Consider the following 17,425-nt stretch of genomic DNA (forward strand, 5'->3'; position numbering starts at 1 on the left):
GTACCTAATCATATTCACGCTGCGTCCATTCCCCTTTTTCAAGAGCAATATCGGCCTGCAGACTGGTTTTGTAGTATTCGACTGATTCACGGGACACGGGTCCCATTTCGTTCGCGGTTCCGATATAAAAACCGCGCTGACTGGACAGAACCTGGATCTGTAATTGATATCCAGCTTCTGAAGCCAGTAAACCGAATGGATTTCCCATGCGAGAGCTCCGTTACGTTATCGAGAGAGGTAAATCTCCCGAAAGAGATTTACCGGATGTAAGAAAAAAGAATTAAAACGAGTTCGGATCGTAGTCTTTAGGAGCCGCAGAACCTTGTTCCGGGGTTTGAGATGCATTTGGCGCTGTGTAAACGACTTCCTGGCCTTTCTTAATGAACTCGACCTTAATCAGGCGAGCCTTCAGAGAAGGTCTGGATTCACCGGAATGTTCACCCGACTGAAGGGTAAACACGTCAGCTTTCAGGCCGCTCAGCACAAACCCCAGCAATACTTTCTCCTCTTCATCCACGGCCTTCTGGCAGCGGTTGATGAGTTTTGTAGCCTCTGGGCCCGCAACAGTGACATCGAAACGAGTGTATGACGCATTGTCGGTAGGTCCAGTCAGGGCATTAATGACAGCGCAGGTAAATTCACCGTTTTGGCCCTGTACACGACGAATCGAGCTCAGGTAGCCGATACCGCTTACGTTAAGATTGAAATACTCTTTTTTCTGGCTGGCAGAGGAAGAGGTGGTGGAAGAAGATGCAGTTGTAGTAGCAGTCATGATGTTATCTCCAGAGTGAAAACTAAACTGGTAGCGGAGAAACATCTATCCCTTGCGGGATAACGTTTCCCGCAGGGAAGTCAGCAAATTTTTGCCGACTGGGCTGTATTTGTGAAATGGACCTCAACTCGCCAGGAGTACCTGTTCTCAGAGGTTAAACAGGTTTACCACCCGAAGGCGCCACTCTCAGGTTTTATGTGGCATTGGCATGTGATTACCCGAAGGCGCCCTTCTCAAATCACCAGGGCATTGGCAGTTGTCGATGACAACGATTAGCCTCTTTATCATTTATTCAGACGCAGCAGATGTCAACGCCAGTGTGCGTAAAAAATCATCAATGCCAAAAAATAAAAAAAGCGGCACCTTTCGGCACCGCCTGTGAGGTCTGCACCATTAGACCTGATGTTGACCTGCTTACGCAGTTGCTCCGGGGGTGTGTTCAGGACCCGGCACGGTTTCACGGAGTTTTGTGCCTTTTTGACTCACGTTCAGGTGTGGACGCGGCCAACAAGACTGTATCCAGCAAGCACTGCATTTGATGCTCACAGGACCCGCAGTCACGGGGTGCGGCTTCAGAGCCGTCGCAACAATAGCAAAGGCATCCTGTCCCCGCAATGAGTGACAAGGAATTAATTATTCTTTGGTTTTACAGCCTTAGAGCTACGCGCGCTTTTACGTTTCTGGGTGTCGTTGTTTATGATCCCTTTGCAATCAGGATAACGAATACACCCCCAAAACTCTCCTTTCTGTCCTTTTTTTAGGCGAGTTTTCCCCCCACATAAAGGGCACGATGGTGTGGGTGGTATTCTAATGCTTACCCGCTGCTGCCCCCCCAAGCTGACAAGGTTACGGGTCCATCCGACCTGTCGCTGCAAAAAATCATTCAGGGTAAGGCGTCCTTCTGCTACTTCATCCAGAGCCTGTTCCCAAAGTGCAGTCATTCCCGGGTCGGTTAACTGCGAGGGCAGAGCATCAATGACATCAGCACCAAGATCAGTCGCGCGAAGCTGCTTACCTTTGCGCACAATAAATCTGCGGTTCAGCAGTTGCTCAACGATACCTGCACGGGTGGCTTCCGTGCCTAGTCCGGCGTTGTCCTTCAGTACCTTACGAAGAGCAATATCGGTAACAAACGCTGACGCGTTCATCATAGCGCCGATGAGTGTTGCGAAAGTATAGTGAGCCGGCGGACGAGTCATTTGCTGCACGACCTCTGCACCGATTACTCCGCAACGGTCACCCTTCCTGAGAGGAGGAAGTTCAATACTGAGATCATCATCCCCTGCACTATCCTCTTCCTCCTTACTGAAAAGGACCTTCCAGCCCATTACAATCTCCGTCCTTCCTGTTGTGCGGAACAGTTGCCCGCCAATGTCAAACTGCAGACGAGTAATATCAGATTCGTGCAGGGGAAGAAATTGTGCCAGATAATTTCGGCGGATAAGGGTGTATACCCTTCGCTCTGCCTCACTTAACGCAGAAAACTTAAACGCGTTTCGGGTAGGGATAATGCCATGGTGAGCTGTGATTTTTTTGTCGTTCCATATCCGTGAAACAAACGAAGTGTTTAAACCTGAAAGAATAGAACTACACTCTGGATCAGACAGGCCAATAGCGGAAAGAACCGAGGGGATTTCCTCACGCATAGACTCAGGAAGGTATCCACAATCAGTTCGTGGATAAGTGGTTGCCTTGTGTTTCTCATAGAGGCTCTGCGCAGTATCAAGCACCTGCTGGGGGGACATATCCCAGAGCAGGCCACAGGCCTGTTGTAAAGTGCCGAGCGAAAAAGCCAGCGGCGCAGACGCTTTTTCACGCTTCGTCTCACATTCTGTTACTGTCGCTGCGCCAGCCTGCCGGCAAAGATGCGCTACCTGCTGCGCAATGTTTTGGTGTACACAGCGTTTTTCTTCGTCGGTATAAACCTTAGCTGGTACCCATTGCGCCGGAAAAGTTTTTCCTCCCGCACTCAGAAGCGCCTTAACCTGCCAGAAAGGTTTAGGGATGAATGTCGCTATCTCCCGATCACGTCGGACAACCAGTGCCAGGGTGGGAGTCTGCACCCGCCCGACAGAAATCACACCGTCGAATCCTGACTGTACCGCAAGCAATGTATACAAACGGGACAGATTCATTCCAATGAGCCAGTCGGCACGAGCGCGACCAAGTCCCGCATGATACATTCCAAGAGTTTCGGCACCCGGGCGCAGATCCTGGAGAGCTGCACGGATGCTCATTTCATCAAGGGCAGAAAGCCAAAGCCGCTGTACAGGACCGTCCCAGCGGCAGTATTCCAGCAATTCACGGGCAATTACTTCTCCTTCCCGGTCCGCATCAGTGGAGATAACCACATCATCGACCTGGCGCAGCAGCCGCTCAATAACCTTGAACTGAGACTGCGTCTCCTTTTTTACCACTACCTGCCATGGGGAAGGCAGGATCGGCAGAGCAGAGAGCGACCATGGTTTGCCATACTGTTGACCGTATGCTTCAGGCGGTGCGGTCTCCAGCAAATGCCCTACTGCCCAGGTAACAGTGACGCCAGGGCCAGTTAGAAAACCGTCGCCACGTCGGGTGGCACCCAAAACATTCGCAAGATCTCGCCCCTGTGAGGGCTTTTCGCAGATAAACAACCGCATGGTGGTTCCCCGGTCAGGCAGCCCGATATCGCATACGAAGCAGGTTAACGCTCGATTCATTAACCGGCGGTGAGAAAGCTGAACGTTTTTCACCAAGAAGAACAGACAAATCTGGCTCTCCCGCCACCTCGCAGGCTTGTTTCCATGTTTCGTTGTTTTCCACAGCATCAAACCGGGTAGCATCGATACGGCGATAAGATAAAACAGAGCCATAGACCTGACGAATTAATCTGCCGCCTTCGCTAAGATGATGATCACGGCGAGAACGTGTAATTAATCCATAATGCGATGCCTGTAGTGCCTTTTTCGCAAACTGATCGAAACCTACTAACAGAAATACACACCTGTAACCCAGAGGGGTTCGTGTAAATACCTGGATATCGAGTGGCTCAACAGATGCAACTTCTGTCAATGTAATACCTGGCGGCAGCATGGACATTTCAGCATCAAGTTGCTGTATCAAAGCAGTCATAGAATCTGATGCAACCTTGATCTTTTCTTCCAGGTTAAACATAGCAACATCAGCCCATGGATTATTTCGCAGGGAATCCTGGTTAATCAGAGTCGCACGGTGGAAAAACTGAGGCATACCGATAATTCCATGCCTTGCAGGCTTTTCACCGTCCTGTTTTTCAGGCTGACGCCCTTGCCATAGCCCGATTGCGTAATTCGTATGCAGTGCGATCGTCATTTCAGACTGCAGCGCACCAGTTCTTTTCTCATTTTTTTCTGCCATCGTTGTCACCTGTGCTCAGTTAAGATGAGCAGGCATAGTCCTGAAACACCGGTATCTCCAACAACGCGAAACTCATAATTCCAAGAACGAAATTGTAAGTTGGTTAAAATTTGTACTTGCTGCGCCCCGCAGCAAGCTCGTTTTTTAACCAGCAACAATACTTTCCCGCAAGACCCCAACCACAACACCTCGAAACCTGATTCTTTTTTGTACTTGTTGCGCCCCGCAACAAGGTCATTATTTAACCAGTAGTAAAACCATCCCGCGAAACATTAACCACTACACATCAGAATTGATTATTTTTTGTACTTGTTGCGCCCCGCAACAAGCTCACTTTTTAATCAGCTGTGAAACCATCCCGCGAAACATTAACCACTACACATCAGAGTTGATTATTTTTTATACTTGTTGCGCCCCGCAACAAGCTCACTTTTTAATCAGAAAAGATATTTGATGCCATAATCATTTCTGGACCTGTTGCCGAATAGCCGCAATCATCGCCCTTACCTGCCCCTGAGACGGGCGTTTCGCAGGTTGAACAGGGATGTTGGCTGTGGGTACAGTACGTGATTCAACCGGGCGGGAAATTGTTCCACCAGAACTGGCAGTCGCCGTATCCTCTGAAATTTTCAGCTCACCACTTCGCGCCTTGCGAAGCATAGAGAACATCCAGCCCACCGGATTGTTGAGCCTTCCAAGGGCCTGTTGCTCACGCAGCATATCAGCAAGGGCCTTTGCCATTGTCTCCGGAAGCGAAGCCATCTGCGTACTCAGCATCTGCCTGTCTTCACTGTTCAGAGCGTTCAGAAAATCATCTGGCAGGAATTGCTCACCACACGGTACGTACGTTTTTTTATTCACACTGTGTGTGAAAGAACGTACGTTACAGTCCGAATTTCGGACTCCGGTGTAAGTCCTTGATTTTTTACTGAGTCCATTTTCCGGACTCTGTGAATTATCAGGTTTAAGGGAACTGAGTCCGTTTTCCGGACTCAGTGAATTCGGGCTGTTTTTTATGCGTTTTTTACTGAGTCCTGATTTCGGACTCGGTTGCACAGCCTGTCGCTGACGAGCCATTTGTTCTGGTGTGGCAGGTGCACTTAGCCGGCTCTCAATAATGGCCAGGCGGCTGTGACGGTGGCGCATTCCCGGATCATGAAGGATATCATTGACTACAGCCAGCGCCGTCATACGGACGGCTTTATTCCTGCTCAGGCAACTCTCTTCAACAAGGGTCAGCCAGCCTGGATCAAAAGTCTCAGCATCACGGTAGCCCAGCGGCTCATCATGCTGTGCATAGATATTGCCCCGCACACGACCATGGTCGTCGCGAACACGCTTACACAGGCTGAGCCAGCCTGTAAGACGCAGCATCAGCAGAACGCGGCTGACCGTATCTCTGGAGGCCTTCTCTGAATGTGCCGACGCCAGCTGAACCTGGAGCTCATCATAAGTCGGGAAAACAGCACCTTCATTCTGCTGTGCATACAACCGGATCATCACCCAGGCGGTTTTATCCAGTGGCGAAAGGCGGGTATCCAGAAACAGCTGCCGGGGAAACGCATCATGTACATTTCCCATAAAAAGAAGCCCGCTGCGCTCCTGACCGACATCACCAGTGTCTGTACGCCGTTCGAGACTACGCTGCATCCTGGACAGTGTATGAGCAACTATGCTGTCTGCCGGAATGGTCATTTTCTGCTCTCCTCTTCAACCTGAGACAGCACAATGCCGGGACGAACCCGGCACTGTACGGTCAGCAGCGGCATTCCGTTACCGCCGTATTTCACGGTTATAGGTCTCATGATCCATCAGCCACCAGTGTTTACCTCCATCCTTACTGAGGATGCGCCAGAACGGCCCAACATCTATCTTGAGATAGCCGTTCATCGTCAACCGACGGAACACCTTCTCACCGCAGCATACTGCGCTGAACAGCCGTTGCGCCCTGCGACGAACCGAGGGGGAAACGTGCTGACGTGAAGAAAAGTCGGTCATCTGCATCATGCTTCCTTGCGCTGTTGTGATTCACTCTTGCGGGTTGGCGTTGTCTCCCTGCACCACTGGCAGACCCTGCTCCAGACTGCGGTCAGTGACAGGCCATGCTGCTCAGCGGCAAGCATCATCGCTTCCAGAGCCTGATGAGAGTCCGGGGATGATAGCCCGGCAGCCTTCCACTCGATCCATAGTGCCGAATCCTGTGGCTCCGTCAGAGACTGTGTGCGGCCCTGGCGAGACTCTATCCCCATCAGACGACGCCGTGCACTAACCTCTGATGGAGACAGGCCGAAGTATTTATCAATCAGTTCCATTGAACCGCCAAGCTCAAGCGCCCGGTCTATCATCAGCATTCGTTTCTGCTCATTACGTGCCTGGTTGAGCATCAGCCAAAAATTTTCGTGATTCAGGCTAACATCAAGCACAGAAACGTGTGACTGGCTCAAATAGTGCAGCTCATCAAGGCTTAGCTGACTCAGTGCGCGTATCTCCTCGAGAGACATTCCCAGCGACTCACAGCGGCGGATATTGCCGTTTTTGACATCCATCAGCAGTGAAGAAAGGATGGCCGTGGTGGCCTGTGAAAGATTGTGCTGGCTCATAGGCCCCCTCCTGATATCATCTGATCGGCAACAAGCAGAACATCAAAAAGCCAGCCCGACAGGCAGGCACTCCATAAAAAAATGTCACTCATGTGTACAGCCTCCCGCCGTAATCTGCTGTTGAGCCTGCGCACCAGTCAGGCCTTGATGAACTTCGGTATCCCGCCCTGCGAGCCAGCCCGCTACGCGTGCTGCTCTGTCGCCACGGCATTTACCAGCTGCCCTGACGCTTACAGTCCCCAGGGTGTCGCCGGTGTGACGCTGGGCAAGCCAGCGCTGAAGCATGGAATTCTCACATTCTGAAGGCGCAAATGACTGCAGTACCTGCCAGACGCCAGATACCCACCCTTCACGAAACTGATCGGCTCGGCGACGGAGCGTGTTCTTAAGAATACGGCGCTTCCGGTATCCGGCAATCTGACCGTCAGTGTCTGCACGAAGTTGCCGCTGTAAAACGGTATAGATATAGAGCGCAACTTCGGCTCTCCCGCTGAAACCATAAAAGTGCAGAGATCGGCGGACGCTTTTTACACCACTGCAACTTGTGTGGACATGCCAGCCAAACCAGCAGCGGCAGCCCGTAGCCATGCAAACCACCGTTGCAAGAGAACTTAGCCAGGCTGGCACTTTTTCAGCATTACTGGTCAGGTTCTGGCAAACGGACTCCTGGATATCATGAAGAGAAAGCATGTCAGGGGTCAGGCCATGACGCTGCATCAGCCGTTGAGCCAGCGCCACTGCACGGGCCGCCTCGTGTGGATTACTGTTCCGGGTACCCAGCGCCATCAGTCGCCGGATACGTGCAATCACTTTTGTGTTTTCAGACATGGTGTAGCCCCCTGCTGCCGGCAGCACGGTGAACATCCTGCTTCTCCTTCACATCCTGACAAGCAGCACACAACTCCACGCCCGGTACTGCCAGCTGGCGGGCTGCGGGAATGTCCGCGCCGCAGCATTCGCAAATCTCTTTTGACGGGCGTAATGAGTGCACTTTTGCCCTGATAGCATCGATACCGCGTTGGGTGAAAATAGCGGTACTGGCCTGAGCCATTTCATCATTCAGGTCTTCAGACATTTTCTCCTCCCTTCGCAGCCAGACGCTGCAGCTCACGCAGACGACGTATTACACGAATAAGACGCATTGTTTTTACAACAGTGACATCATCGAAAACGGCAGTATCTGCAGGTTCCTGAGAGCCAAAAAAATTTAGGCAGAACATGAACATATTGAACTGTTTGTTAGGCAGTGAACCTGATAGCCCGGCGAGGAAAAGAGTAAACTCGCTGGCGTTCTCTGAAATGGAGAAACCAGCTGAATGATGGTCTTTATCCTCCCGAACACAGTCCGCGCAGCCCATCGCTTCAGCAATTTCGAAAGTAAGCCGATAAGTCATATCCTGCAGGTGCTCGATGTCGTCCTGTAATGCAGGGATGTGCCAGATATCATTGACCGGCTCCAGCCCGGTTGCCGCGAAGGCCACTGAGCTAACTGAAGAGATGGAGGACTCATCCTGTTCGCCAAAAGCAGAAATGAGGGCGCTGGAATTAACATCTGACTTAAATTGCCATTCTCCGGCGCTATCAGGATTCTCTGTCTGACCGGTAACCACAGGATTTCCGCCAAACAGGTCATTCTGTACTTCACGACGCGTCTCACTTCCAACAGACATACCGCCGGGAAGTGCAGTATTGTCCTGAAGTTCTGGTACAGCTTCCGGACGCCCTGGCGTGGTCAGCGTACCGCTACGCAGACCAGTAACAGGGGGCTGGGATGATTTATCTGCAGGCAGGGTCGTAACTGGTGGTGTTGTGCGCTCCCGCCCACCTGACTGTTCAGACGCAGGTGTAGGTGCTGGCAGTGGAGGTGGCTCGCCAAACTGTTCCCGGCGTTTTTGCTCACGAGGATCAAGTTCAATTAACCAGCGGTCATAATTCAGGCTTGGATGGGGAAGAGCCTTAACCAGTTGACCGATAAACTCATCCCTGAAAATATCAAGGGCATAGCTTTCAGGTTCATCAAAACACCGGCAAACTGCACCAAACACATCATCAAGAGAACATTCTGGGTTTACGTCACCGCTGAAAGATTTCCAGACCTTCATAGCAGAAGAACGAAGGCTCAGGAGTGGTGTTGCCTGACCACGACTCATACCACTTTCAAGCAACTGGGGCATATGTGGATACAGGTAATTAAGCGTATCTTCCATTCGGCTTACGCTGGAGTAATCAATAGGATAACCTTCCTTACCCAACAGATCCGAAAGCTCTCGCAAAGTCACACTTCGACCCAGTTGCTCTTCATAAATTACGCGCGCTTTATGAACACCAAATGCCTTTTCTATATAGGTAAGATCTCCCCTGACCTCATTCTCAGCCAGATGACCAACCAGACATTTTAGACGTCCAGGCCAGGGTTTAAAGATTGTATGAACGCGATAAAAACGTTCATCACCAGTCTCCTGCCAGAGTTCGCAGAGGATCTGATACCGGGTATTTCCTCCGTCACTAAAGATATAAACATCATCACCATCCGGATCGCGGGTTACTTTTGGAATCGAATCCAATCCTCGAGCACGGACGGAAGCTTTGATTTCCTCAAAACGAGGGTTGCGCCCTTTGCGCGGGTTATCCGGATTGGGGCGAAGCTGGTCAAGGGTAAGAACCATTGCCATTTCGTTTACTGGCTGTGTTACAGGGGGAGTATTATTATCAGCAGCCTGAGCTGGTGATTTTCCTCGCTGCAACATGGCGTCGCCAAGGTTGAGACCACGGGCATTGCTCATGCAAACCTCCCGGTCTGACCAGGGTTAGCAGAGAAACGCGTATATCGGCCTTCGTATTGCAGTCGGATGGTACCAATTGGTCCCTGACGCTGTTTGCTGACAATAATTTCAGCAACCCCCTTGTCTTCAGTGTTTTCGTGATAGACCTCATCACGATAGATAAAGACAATTACGTCAGCATCCTGTTCCAGTGCACCGGAATCACGAAGATCGCCATTGTTAGGCCGTTTATCAGCACGACTCTCTAGTTGACGATTCAACTGCGAAAGGGCAACAACCGGACAACCCATTTCTTTCGCCAGCGCTTTGAGTGACCGCGAGATTTCAGCAATTTCCTGTGTGCGGTTCTCCTGATCCGGACAACGCATCAGTTGCAGGTAATCAAGACCGATGACTGAAGGGTGACCATAACGGCGGGCGTTACGACGGGCGCGAATTCTGAGCATGGCGGGGGTCAATGAGCCTGTGTCATCTATGATGAGGCGGTCTTTAAGGTCACCCATCAATAGTGAAGACGCGTTTGAAACACGCGCCCAGTCCTCATCATCCATCTGGCCATTTTTTAAATGTGTTAAATCTACACTGCCAAGTGAAGCGACCATACGCATGAGGATCTGCTCGGTGGGCTGCTCAAGGCTGTAAAACTGCGCATGTGTATCGGCTTTTTTCAGAAGTGAATTCAAAATCAGGCTGATCAGAAAGGCAGTTTTCCCCATTGAAGGCCTTGCTGCTATAAGTATCAGATCAGCTGCCTGCAGCCCGCTGGTCATGGCATCAAAATCTTCAAATCCCGTAGGCGTACCAGTAATACCATCAGGCACATTGCAACGACGTTCCAGCTCTGTAAGGAGTTTTTCCATGCCGTCAAGCAGCGTCACGGCCTGCTGTGGTTCTGAACGTTCTGCCAGCCGGGTAATTTTTTGCTCTGCGGTTTCCATCACCGCCCCGATATCAGCACCGGATGCCTTAACAGTTTCGGTTATCTCAGCACCAATGGCGACCAACTGTCGCCCCTGGCTGTATCTGGCAACAATGTCACAGTAAGCGACGATATTGGCCGCACTTGGAGTATTTTTTGAAAGTTCTGCCAGATAGGCGAATCCGCCAAGTTGCTCAAGCGCATCCTTACCACGGTTTTCAATGCTCTCAGCAAGTGTGATCAGGTCAATCGGACGCCCTGCTGCAACCAGACGCGCCATTTCATGAAAGATGACCTGGTGAACCTTGAAATAAAAATCATCGGTATCGAGACGGAGCGCCACTTCATCCCAGCAGTCGTTATCCAGCATCAGGCCACCAATGACGCTCTGCTCAGCATCCTGAGAAAACAGCCCCGAAACATTTCTGCGGTTGTTAGAGGTCATTCCTCGCCCCCCGCATTAGCTAACGCATCAAAATTCGTTTTCCACTCTGGGAAAAGTTCACAAGCCAATTGATACATTGACGTAAACGCTGAGTCGCTTTTACGTCGGGTATTTTTTTCAAGACGATGTACCGGTACGCCCTTAACATGCCCAAGAACATAGACAGTCAGGTCATAGATACATGTCTCCAGCAGGTCGATATGAATTTTGTCTGCATGGGCGCTGTAGCGTTTATCTTCAACGATCGCTTTGACTTCAGCGAGGGTCTCAACAGACAGATTGTCGTATTCCATACAGTTGATAAGCAATTTTGTGACCGGAAGCTGAATGCCAAACGCACAATAAGGCAGCAATTCTTCCATCAGCGCGACTGTACCGCGCATGAACTCCCTGACATCAGGAAGAATTGGTTTGGCAATACCCACCATGGTTCCGGTGGAAGCAAGGATGATTAACTCAGACATCACTGACCGCGAGCCTTGTGAATCGACAATAATCACGCCATATGAATTAAAAAGGGGATGTGAAAGAGCATTTCGGAGACGAACTCGCCCATCAGGCGCATTCAGCATTGCAGTAGGGAGAAAATTACGAGGATCGTTGGAAACGATAATGTCCAGATTATTGATTGACGTACGGGAGATCAGATTATCGGGATCGGATAGATCAACTGTCTGCATCAACAGTTCGTACAAACCACCAGGGGCTTCGTATTCAAGCGGGAATATACTGCTGGCCGTTGGCTGAGCATGATCGCCATCAATCAGAAGTGTTTTGATGCCTGCATCGGCCAGAAATCCTGCAAGATTAGCTGACTGAGTAGACTTACCCTCGCCGCCCTTAGTGGAAACAACAGGTATAATACGAGGCTTAACGCCCAACGTTGGATAATCGATTGATTGTAAATGCATTTTAGCACCTGAAAATTAATCAGGATGCGATTCAACAAATACCGATCATTCTTCTATGGAATTTAACATTTTGTCACAGGGATTGAAAATCCCCGTGTCCTTGGTTCGATTCCGAGTCCGGGCACCACTAATTTAAAGAAACCAGCCTACGGGCTGGTTTTTTGCTTTCCGGGGTTCCGGTAGATTTCTGGTCGTGCTGGCCGCAGATATCAGTGCCCAGTTTCTTCCACCCAGCATGAGCATTTCCCTCAGCAGATACCCTTCTTCCGGTCGCAGCGTATTAATTTACTCATCTTCAGGCTGTCTGTGCATGCTATTACCATCCTGCATAATCTGACGAAGATTTCATCAATACTTAGCCCTGTCCGGTCAGTGTCCGGTCCCGCCACAACGGGAAATGACAAAAACCATTTTAATTCCCCATCGCGTCAATATTCTGATTTTCAGGACATTAATCAAAAATACATTGTCTGCATTGCTCATATAACAGACAATAATCCACATTCATTCTATGTGTTAAGTGGCTACTGGCCGTGGCCTGTTTCTTGCCCTGGAAGGTGTCCCGTTGATGGATTTAACTACGCACGCCCTGAATAACTCTTTATCGCTCTACAGTCTGGACATCAATGACAGCACAGTTATCCCCGATGTGCTGAGATTCAGGGGTCAGGAAGCTCTTAGCCAGCCTTTCTCATGGCGTATCGAATTCACCACACCGCAGACCGTTCGGGGCGAAGATGTTCTGATGAAATATGCCAGTTTCGATATGAACGGACATAAAGCCGTTCACGGTATCATTACCGCCTTCGAATGGCTCTCCACAAACACCGACCAGTCTCATTACGCCATTACTCTTGAATCCCGGCTTGCCCTGCTTTCACGCTCCCGTCGTTGCTCTGTATTTCAGAACCTTTCGGTGCCCGAAGTGGTGGAACAGGTGCTGCGTGCTCACGGGCTGGAGGGACCGGACTTTGAATTCCGTCTCTCCCGTGAATACCCGTGTCGTGAAGTCATTACTCAGTGGCGTGAAACTGACCTCGAATTTATCCAGCGACTTCTGGCAGAGGTGGGAATCTGGTTCCGTTATGAAATGAACGAGACGACAGAACTGGACGTGGTGATTTTTGGCGATACCCAGCTACAGTATGTGTTTGATGTCAGACTGCCCTATAGGGAGCCATCGGGCCTGTCTGCGGAAGAAAGTGTCTGGGGAGTGCGTACCTGGCACAACGTGGTGCCGGGTGGAGTGCATGCGAATACCTATAACTACCGTACCGCCACCACCCCGATGCACGCCAGAGTCTCTATGCACAGCGATGCGGTGACAACGGGTGAGCATTACCGCTATGGTGAAACCTACCTGAAGGACGGGGGCGATACTGACCCGGAGCCCGCCACAGAGAGCGGCGCATTCTATGCGCGAATGCATCATGAACGCGAACTGAACAGCTCAGCTCGCCTGCATCTCTTCAGCAACGCGCCCCACCTGATGCCCGGGCAGGTACTGGAGCCACAGGGCAATATCATTGAAGCGCTGAAAGAAGGCGTGATAATGACGCTGGTGACGTTTATTGGCTCGCGTGATTCCCGCCTGCACGTCTCGGTGTGGGGACAGCCTTATACTGAACGCTACTGTTTCCGTCCGGACTGTCCTGAACGTCCTGAAATTCACGGGACGCTTCCCGCCCGGATAGAGGGCCGTGAGAAACACGATATCTATGCCCATCTTGATGAGCACGGACGTTACCGTGTGAAGCTGGATTTTGACCGCAACGACAGTGAACAGGGCTACGGCTATCTGTGGCTGAGAATGGCTAAACCCTATAGTGGTCCGGATTATGGCTGGCATACACCGCTCACAGACGGGACTGAAGTTGCCATTGCCTTCAGCAACGGTGACATTGACCTGCCCTACATATCCCATGCCATGCATGACTCTGAACATGCCGATGTGGTGACCCGCGATAACCGCAGCCAGAATATTCTGCGCACGGCTGGCAGAAATGAACTGCGGATGGAAGACCTGCGCGGCGAGGAACACATTGCGCTGACCACTTCTTATGGTGCTTCGCAGTTAAATCAGGGTCATATCACTGACGAACAGGGTAAACAGCGCGGTTCCGGCTTTGAGCTGCGTACCGATGAGCACGGTGTTATTCGGGTGGCAAAAGGGCTGTTCGTCACCGCTGAAGGTCAGACTAAAGCGGCAGGTGACGTCCTGGATATGGACACCGCTTTGCGTGAAATTGAAATCTGCCAGAATCAGTTGCAGGCTCTGGCTGCTGCGGCGGAACAGGCTCAGGCGCTGGAAGCCGATATCGCCAGTCAGATAGCCATGTTCGACAAACGCCTGAAACCACTGAACGAGATGATTCACTTTCACGGTCCGGAAGGCGTGGCATTCACCAGCGGGGAGCACATGCAACTGGTTGCGGCGAAGAACATTGCCATGAATGCAGGTGGTGACATCAGTACGGGTTCGATGGGGAACACCACCCTGCTTGCCGGGGAAAAAATCGGCCTGTTTGCGCGGACCGATAAACTGAGCATCATCGCCAGTGAAGGACCGGTGCAGATAGCGGCACAGAACGGCGAGATGCATTTATCTGCCGAACAAAAGCTGAGCCTGCTATCTGCCAGCGACATGCTGTTTGCAGGCAAAAAGAAAGTCACACTGATTGGTGGCGGCAGCTATCTGATTATTGAGGAAGGGAAAATTGAATACGGGACGGACACGACGTATACGCGAAAGATTAAGCGGTCGGTGGTAACAGGAGCCGCAACGATGCCCGTCGATTTGCCGTCTAACAATAAAGTGGCAGACCTGCCTGCGGCTCTGAACACGTTTTCATTTTCATAAGCAAGGAATGCACTGATGCACATTTCACCGCCCATTCTGTTTCCTCGCCAGAATAATGAAGAGTATGCCGCATGGATCATGCGGACAATGCCTGTCGACCCGCGTCGTGGTTTTCCGGTGAACGGGGTGGAGTCATGGCACGGTGGTATTCATATCCCGCATACCGATACCGGCGCGTTAGCCAATCCGTTGAGAGCCGTTGCTGACGGTGTGGTGGTTTATGCCAGCTATCCTGCGCCCACAGAGAAACGTGATACAAAACCGCTGAATTACGATGGCGCAACGGATAACGGCTGTGTGCTTATCCGACATGAAATACTCACGGGTGAAGACCCTGTGTTGTGTGTATTTTACTCGCTGACCATGCACATGAAACAGGTCCGCCCTGAAATTCAGGGTAAACCGGGTGTTACCGTCAGACGGGGTCAGGTCATTGGCACCACCGGTATGGTCAGTGGGCAAAACGCGTACCATTTTCAGCTGTGCTGCTCTTCCGACATGCTGAAGATGCTGTGCGGTCGCGACCACGGTAGTCTGGATGTTAGCGCGCCAGGCAGAGCAAAACCTGTTTATGGCCATCGCTATTTCCGTCTTCCGGAAGGGACCGCCATTTATCAGGGGAGCACGCCTTACGGGCTGTCAGCCTACCCAAACTTCGTTACCACTGAAGCCCTCTATATCATCCATGAAGGCGCGAAAACCCGGACGCTGCATAAGGTCGGTGATGATTATCAGCCGGTCGGGGAAGCGGCTATCGCTGTGGACTATATCTGCGAACCCACAGCGGCAGTCAGCGGACATAAAACCTACAGTGATTGGGTACGTGTGGCATTCCCCGGTGGTGAAGGATGGGTGGATGTTTCATCCCCAGTGGTGAAAACCTGGACAGATGCCGATTTCCCTGACTGGGCGGGCTGGACTCTTGTTGATGACGACACTACGCCAGATGGTCAGTGCAATTCAGCGACCGTGAAGAATGCACAGGAAAAGCAGGATTCTGATTTTACTCGCTTTATCTGTCAGTTTCCGCTGGAATGGGATTTTGCCTCGTTTGATACCCGCTTTTCCTGGCTGAAGGCACCTAATGCGTCGCTGCCAGAGCCAATGAACAATGAAAGTTACGCAGAACTCAAGGAACATGCCCGGGCGCTGTCGTTTTTCGATAAACTCCCCGTGGAAACTCAAAAGGAGTTAGCCGGTCTGATCTGGCATTTCGACCCTCGCGGTCTGATGATCCAGCTCCAGAAAGCAGAGCGTCGGCTCATCTACTCCAGCGCAAACGGCAGTAAGCGCAAAAAAATGAATGATTTCACCGTTGACGATATGCGTTACGGTGATTTAACCAAAGAGCAGATACTGGCACAGGGGAAGCTGAACCGGGTAAATGTGTTTGGTGAAGAGTTTAAGATCAATCTATTCGATTTTAACAAAACGGTGGATCAACACTTTGCCAGCATGGACAACATGGCTTTCTGGACAGCATGGGGTGAATATACCGCTCTCATCCAGATCATGCTTGAAAAATTCAGAAAGAATGAAGGCGGTGTGTTACGTCATGAGCTGTTAAATAAAGCGTTTCTGGAGCATAAAACAACTAAAGAGTGCGTGGATAAGATTAAAAAAATAACCAATGAATTACTTCATAACAATGGTTTTAAATCATTAACGCTTGAAGATTTAGGAGAGTTGAACTTACGGATTAGCAAAGAGGCAAAGCTTCCTAAGTTTGATGATTGGGACTGGTTTAACGGTCTTGGAATCACAATCCATGATACTTACTCAACTAAGGTATATCTTGATGATTTCGAGATTATAGAAACCGGCACGGTCAGTCCTCATAGTAAAAAATTCAAACTTCGATTAACATTTCAAATCCAAGATCATTTCGGCTTAGATACTGATGACGTAAATGGGAAGGGTTTTGAAGACTTAACTTGGTTCTGTTCATGGTTTATTTTGCAACGTTATAAACCATATGGTTTCAAACCATTTATAAACGAAGCAAATTTTAGCACATGGGTAGAATCATGAAATATCCAAAAACAATATCAACATCCCTATTTTTATGCTTTTTGTATATCATATATGCCTTTTATCTAAGACAAGGGCATGTAGTCAACGTTTATGAGCATACTGAGTATATTGAAAATTTTGAAAGAGAATGTAAGTCTACGGTCGTATTAGTTGAAAATGTGCCACTCTCTCGTTATGCGCAAAAAAAAATGTGGGCCAAATATAGTGATACTATATCTGAAAAATCACACCCACTTTCTCATATATGTGATGACATTCTGTTTCTTGAAAACATAACTGAAAGAGCAGATGATCCAGGCGACAATGACTATTGGATGGGAGAAAATCAATATTGTTTGAATGGCATTTTTGGTAAGGACAAATGTATTTCAAAAGAGCATCAATTGTTTACAATACGAATAAAGGGCTGGCCTGAAGATGAAAATGTAGGTGTGATTGATAAAAAACCTATTTACATCCATTTCATCGATTATGGTGAGTAACTTTCCATACATTACATGTGCCAATGTTTTTATTTTTTGGTAAAAGGAAAATGAAAACCATGCTAACTTTCTCGAAAATAGTATTTTTCTTATCGCAACTATATCTTGCAATGGCATCGTTTTTTTTCATAACAGGATATGTACTTAAGGACCCTATGCAAAATTATCTTTACTTAATTTATTCGCTAAGCTTACCCATTGTTTCTGTAATGCTTTTTATTTTATGCTGTTTTATAGCAATGAT

Annotated in this window: 15 protein-coding genes; 3 read left to right on the forward strand and 12 right to left on the reverse strand. The window is 49.8% G+C overall.

Features of this window, described 5'->3' with window-relative positions; translation table 11 throughout:
• Window positions 1-4: 4 nt before the first annotated feature.
• The 12 genes from HV346_RS19085 to HV346_RS19140 all read right to left on the reverse strand — a co-directional run bounded on the left by HV346_RS19085 (window position 5) and on the right by HV346_RS19140 (window position 11,805).
• Window positions 5-208 (reverse strand): hypothetical protein, encoded by a 204-nt coding sequence (locus tag HV346_RS19085; RefSeq protein ID WP_032676552.1) that lies wholly within the window; start codon window positions 206-208, stop codon window positions 5-7.
• Between the two features lie 72 nt (window positions 209-280).
• On the reverse strand, window positions 281-772 hold the full coding sequence (locus HV346_RS19090) for an STY4534 family ICE replication protein (protein ID WP_032676551.1): 492 nt from the start codon (window positions 770-772) through the stop codon (window positions 281-283).
• A gap of 629 nt (window positions 773-1,401) precedes the next feature.
• Window positions 1,402-3,411, reverse strand: a complete 2,010-nt coding sequence (locus tag HV346_RS19095; protein ID WP_058799653.1) for a DNA topoisomerase III — start codon at window positions 3,409-3,411, stop codon at window positions 1,402-1,404.
• A 13-nt stretch (window positions 3,412-3,424) separates the two neighbouring features.
• The gene (locus tag HV346_RS19100; protein WP_000818555.1) at window positions 3,425-4,147 is read right to left on the reverse strand and encodes a PFL_4669 family integrating conjugative element protein; all 723 of its coding nucleotides are present in this window, start codon (window positions 4,145-4,147) and stop codon (window positions 3,425-3,427) included.
• A gap of 462 nt (window positions 4,148-4,609) precedes the next feature.
• Window positions 4,610-5,842, reverse strand: a complete 1,233-nt coding sequence (locus tag HV346_RS19105; protein WP_076734837.1) for an STY4528 family pathogenicity island replication protein — start codon at window positions 5,840-5,842, stop codon at window positions 4,610-4,612.
• A gap of 78 nt (window positions 5,843-5,920) precedes the next feature.
• Window positions 5,921-6,151 (reverse strand): hypothetical protein, encoded by a 231-nt coding sequence (locus HV346_RS19110; protein ID WP_058799658.1) that lies wholly within the window; start codon window positions 6,149-6,151, stop codon window positions 5,921-5,923.
• Window positions 6,151-6,747, reverse strand: a complete 597-nt coding sequence (locus HV346_RS19115) for a DUF2857 domain-containing protein (RefSeq protein WP_038161978.1) — start codon at window positions 6,745-6,747, stop codon at window positions 6,151-6,153. Before HV346_RS19115 ends, HV346_RS19110 begins: the two co-directional genes overlap by 1 nt.
• 84 nt (window positions 6,748-6,831) lie before the next feature.
• Window positions 6,832-7,575: a DUF2786 domain-containing protein gene (locus tag HV346_RS19120; protein ID WP_058799660.1), complete on the reverse strand. Its 744-nt coding sequence runs from the start codon at window positions 7,573-7,575 to the stop codon at window positions 6,832-6,834.
• Window positions 7,568-7,822, reverse strand: coding sequence for a TraR/DksA C4-type zinc finger protein (locus HV346_RS19125; protein ID WP_058799662.1), 255 nt, complete (start codon window positions 7,820-7,822; stop codon window positions 7,568-7,570). Before HV346_RS19125 ends, HV346_RS19120 begins: the two co-directional genes overlap by 8 nt.
• Entirely contained in the window at window positions 7,815-9,530 is a 1,716-nt protein-coding gene (locus tag HV346_RS19130) for a ParB family protein (protein WP_058799663.1), read from the reverse strand. The genes HV346_RS19125 and HV346_RS19130 overlap by 8 nt, the downstream gene beginning before the upstream one ends.
• Window positions 9,527-10,894, reverse strand: a complete 1,368-nt coding sequence (gene dnaB-PI / locus HV346_RS19135) for an SPI-7-type island replicative DNA helicase (protein ID WP_058799665.1) — start codon at window positions 10,892-10,894, stop codon at window positions 9,527-9,529. The genes HV346_RS19130 and dnaB-PI overlap by 4 nt, the downstream gene beginning before the upstream one ends.
• Window positions 10,891-11,805: a ParA family protein gene (locus tag HV346_RS19140; protein ID WP_058799666.1), complete on the reverse strand. Its 915-nt coding sequence runs from the start codon at window positions 11,803-11,805 to the stop codon at window positions 10,891-10,893. Before HV346_RS19140 ends, dnaB-PI begins: the two co-directional genes overlap by 4 nt.
• A 568-nt stretch (window positions 11,806-12,373) precedes the next feature.
• Here HV346_RS19140 and vgrG point away from each other — a divergent pair.
• From vgrG to HV346_RS19155, 3 genes are read left to right on the forward strand one after another with little or no spacing between them, the layout of a single operon-like run.
• Window positions 12,374-14,665: a type VI secretion system Vgr family protein gene (vgrG, locus tag HV346_RS19145; protein WP_181620757.1), complete on the forward strand. Its 2,292-nt coding sequence runs from the start codon at window positions 12,374-12,376 to the stop codon at window positions 14,663-14,665.
• Between the two features lie 15 nt (window positions 14,666-14,680).
• Window positions 14,681-16,696 (forward strand): DUF3289 family protein, encoded by a 2,016-nt coding sequence (locus HV346_RS19150; RefSeq protein ID WP_181620758.1) that lies wholly within the window; start codon window positions 14,681-14,683, stop codon window positions 16,694-16,696.
• A complete protein-coding gene (locus HV346_RS19155; protein WP_181620759.1) occupies window positions 16,693-17,181 on the forward strand; it encodes a hypothetical protein in 489 nt (162 codons plus the stop codon). The genes HV346_RS19150 and HV346_RS19155 overlap by 4 nt, the downstream gene beginning before the upstream one ends.
• The last annotated feature ends 244 nt before the right edge of the window (window positions 17,182-17,425 follow it).

It is taken from the genome of Enterobacter sp. RHBSTW-00994 (assembly GCF_013782625.1).
GTDB lineage: Bacteria > Pseudomonadota > Gammaproteobacteria > Enterobacterales > Enterobacteriaceae > Enterobacter.

What these genes read in the sequence shown, in the direction of transcription:
- HV346_RS19095 (WP_058799653.1), bottom strand. Translation starts at nt 3,411, where the DNA reads ATGCGGTTGTTTATCTGCGAAAAGCCCTCACAGGGGCGAGATCTTGCG.
- HV346_RS19120 (WP_058799660.1), bottom strand. Translation starts at nt 7,575, where the DNA reads ATGTCTGAAAACACAAAAGTGATTGCACGTATCCGGCGACTGATGGCG.
- HV346_RS19125 (WP_058799662.1), bottom strand. Translation starts at nt 7,822, where the DNA reads ATGTCTGAAGACCTGAATGATGAAATGGCTCAGGCCAGTACCGCTATT.
- HV346_RS19115 (WP_038161978.1), bottom strand. Translation starts at nt 6,747, where the DNA reads ATGAGCCAGCACAATCTTTCACAGGCCACCACGGCCATCCTTTCTTCA.
- HV346_RS19110 (WP_058799658.1), bottom strand. Translation starts at nt 6,151, where the DNA reads ATGCAGATGACCGACTTTTCTTCACGTCAGCACGTTTCCCCCTCGGTT.
- HV346_RS19085 (WP_032676552.1), bottom strand. Translation starts at nt 208, where the DNA reads ATGGGAAATCCATTCGGTTTACTGGCTTCAGAAGCTGGATATCAATTA.
- HV346_RS19130 (WP_058799663.1), bottom strand. Translation starts at nt 9,530, where the DNA reads ATGAGCAATGCCCGTGGTCTCAACCTTGGCGACGCCATGTTGCAGCGA.
- vgrG (WP_181620757.1), top strand. Translation starts at nt 12,374, where the DNA reads ATGGATTTAACTACGCACGCCCTGAATAACTCTTTATCGCTCTACAGT.
- dnaB-PI (WP_058799665.1), bottom strand. Translation starts at nt 10,894, where the DNA reads ATGACCTCTAACAACCGCAGAAATGTTTCGGGGCTGTTTTCTCAGGAT.
- HV346_RS19100 (WP_000818555.1), bottom strand. Translation starts at nt 4,147, where the DNA reads ATGGCAGAAAAAAATGAGAAAAGAACTGGTGCGCTGCAGTCTGAAATG.
- HV346_RS19105 (WP_076734837.1), bottom strand. Translation starts at nt 5,842, where the DNA reads ATGACCATTCCGGCAGACAGCATAGTTGCTCATACACTGTCCAGGATG.
- HV346_RS19140 (WP_058799666.1), bottom strand. Translation starts at nt 11,805, where the DNA reads ATGCATTTACAATCAATCGATTATCCAACGTTGGGCGTTAAGCCTCGT.
- HV346_RS19090 (WP_032676551.1), bottom strand. Translation starts at nt 772, where the DNA reads ATGACTGCTACTACAACTGCATCTTCTTCCACCACCTCTTCCTCTGCC.
- HV346_RS19150 (WP_181620758.1), top strand. Translation starts at nt 14,681, where the DNA reads ATGCACATTTCACCGCCCATTCTGTTTCCTCGCCAGAATAATGAAGAG.
- HV346_RS19155 (WP_181620759.1), top strand. Translation starts at nt 16,693, where the DNA reads ATGAAATATCCAAAAACAATATCAACATCCCTATTTTTATGCTTTTTG.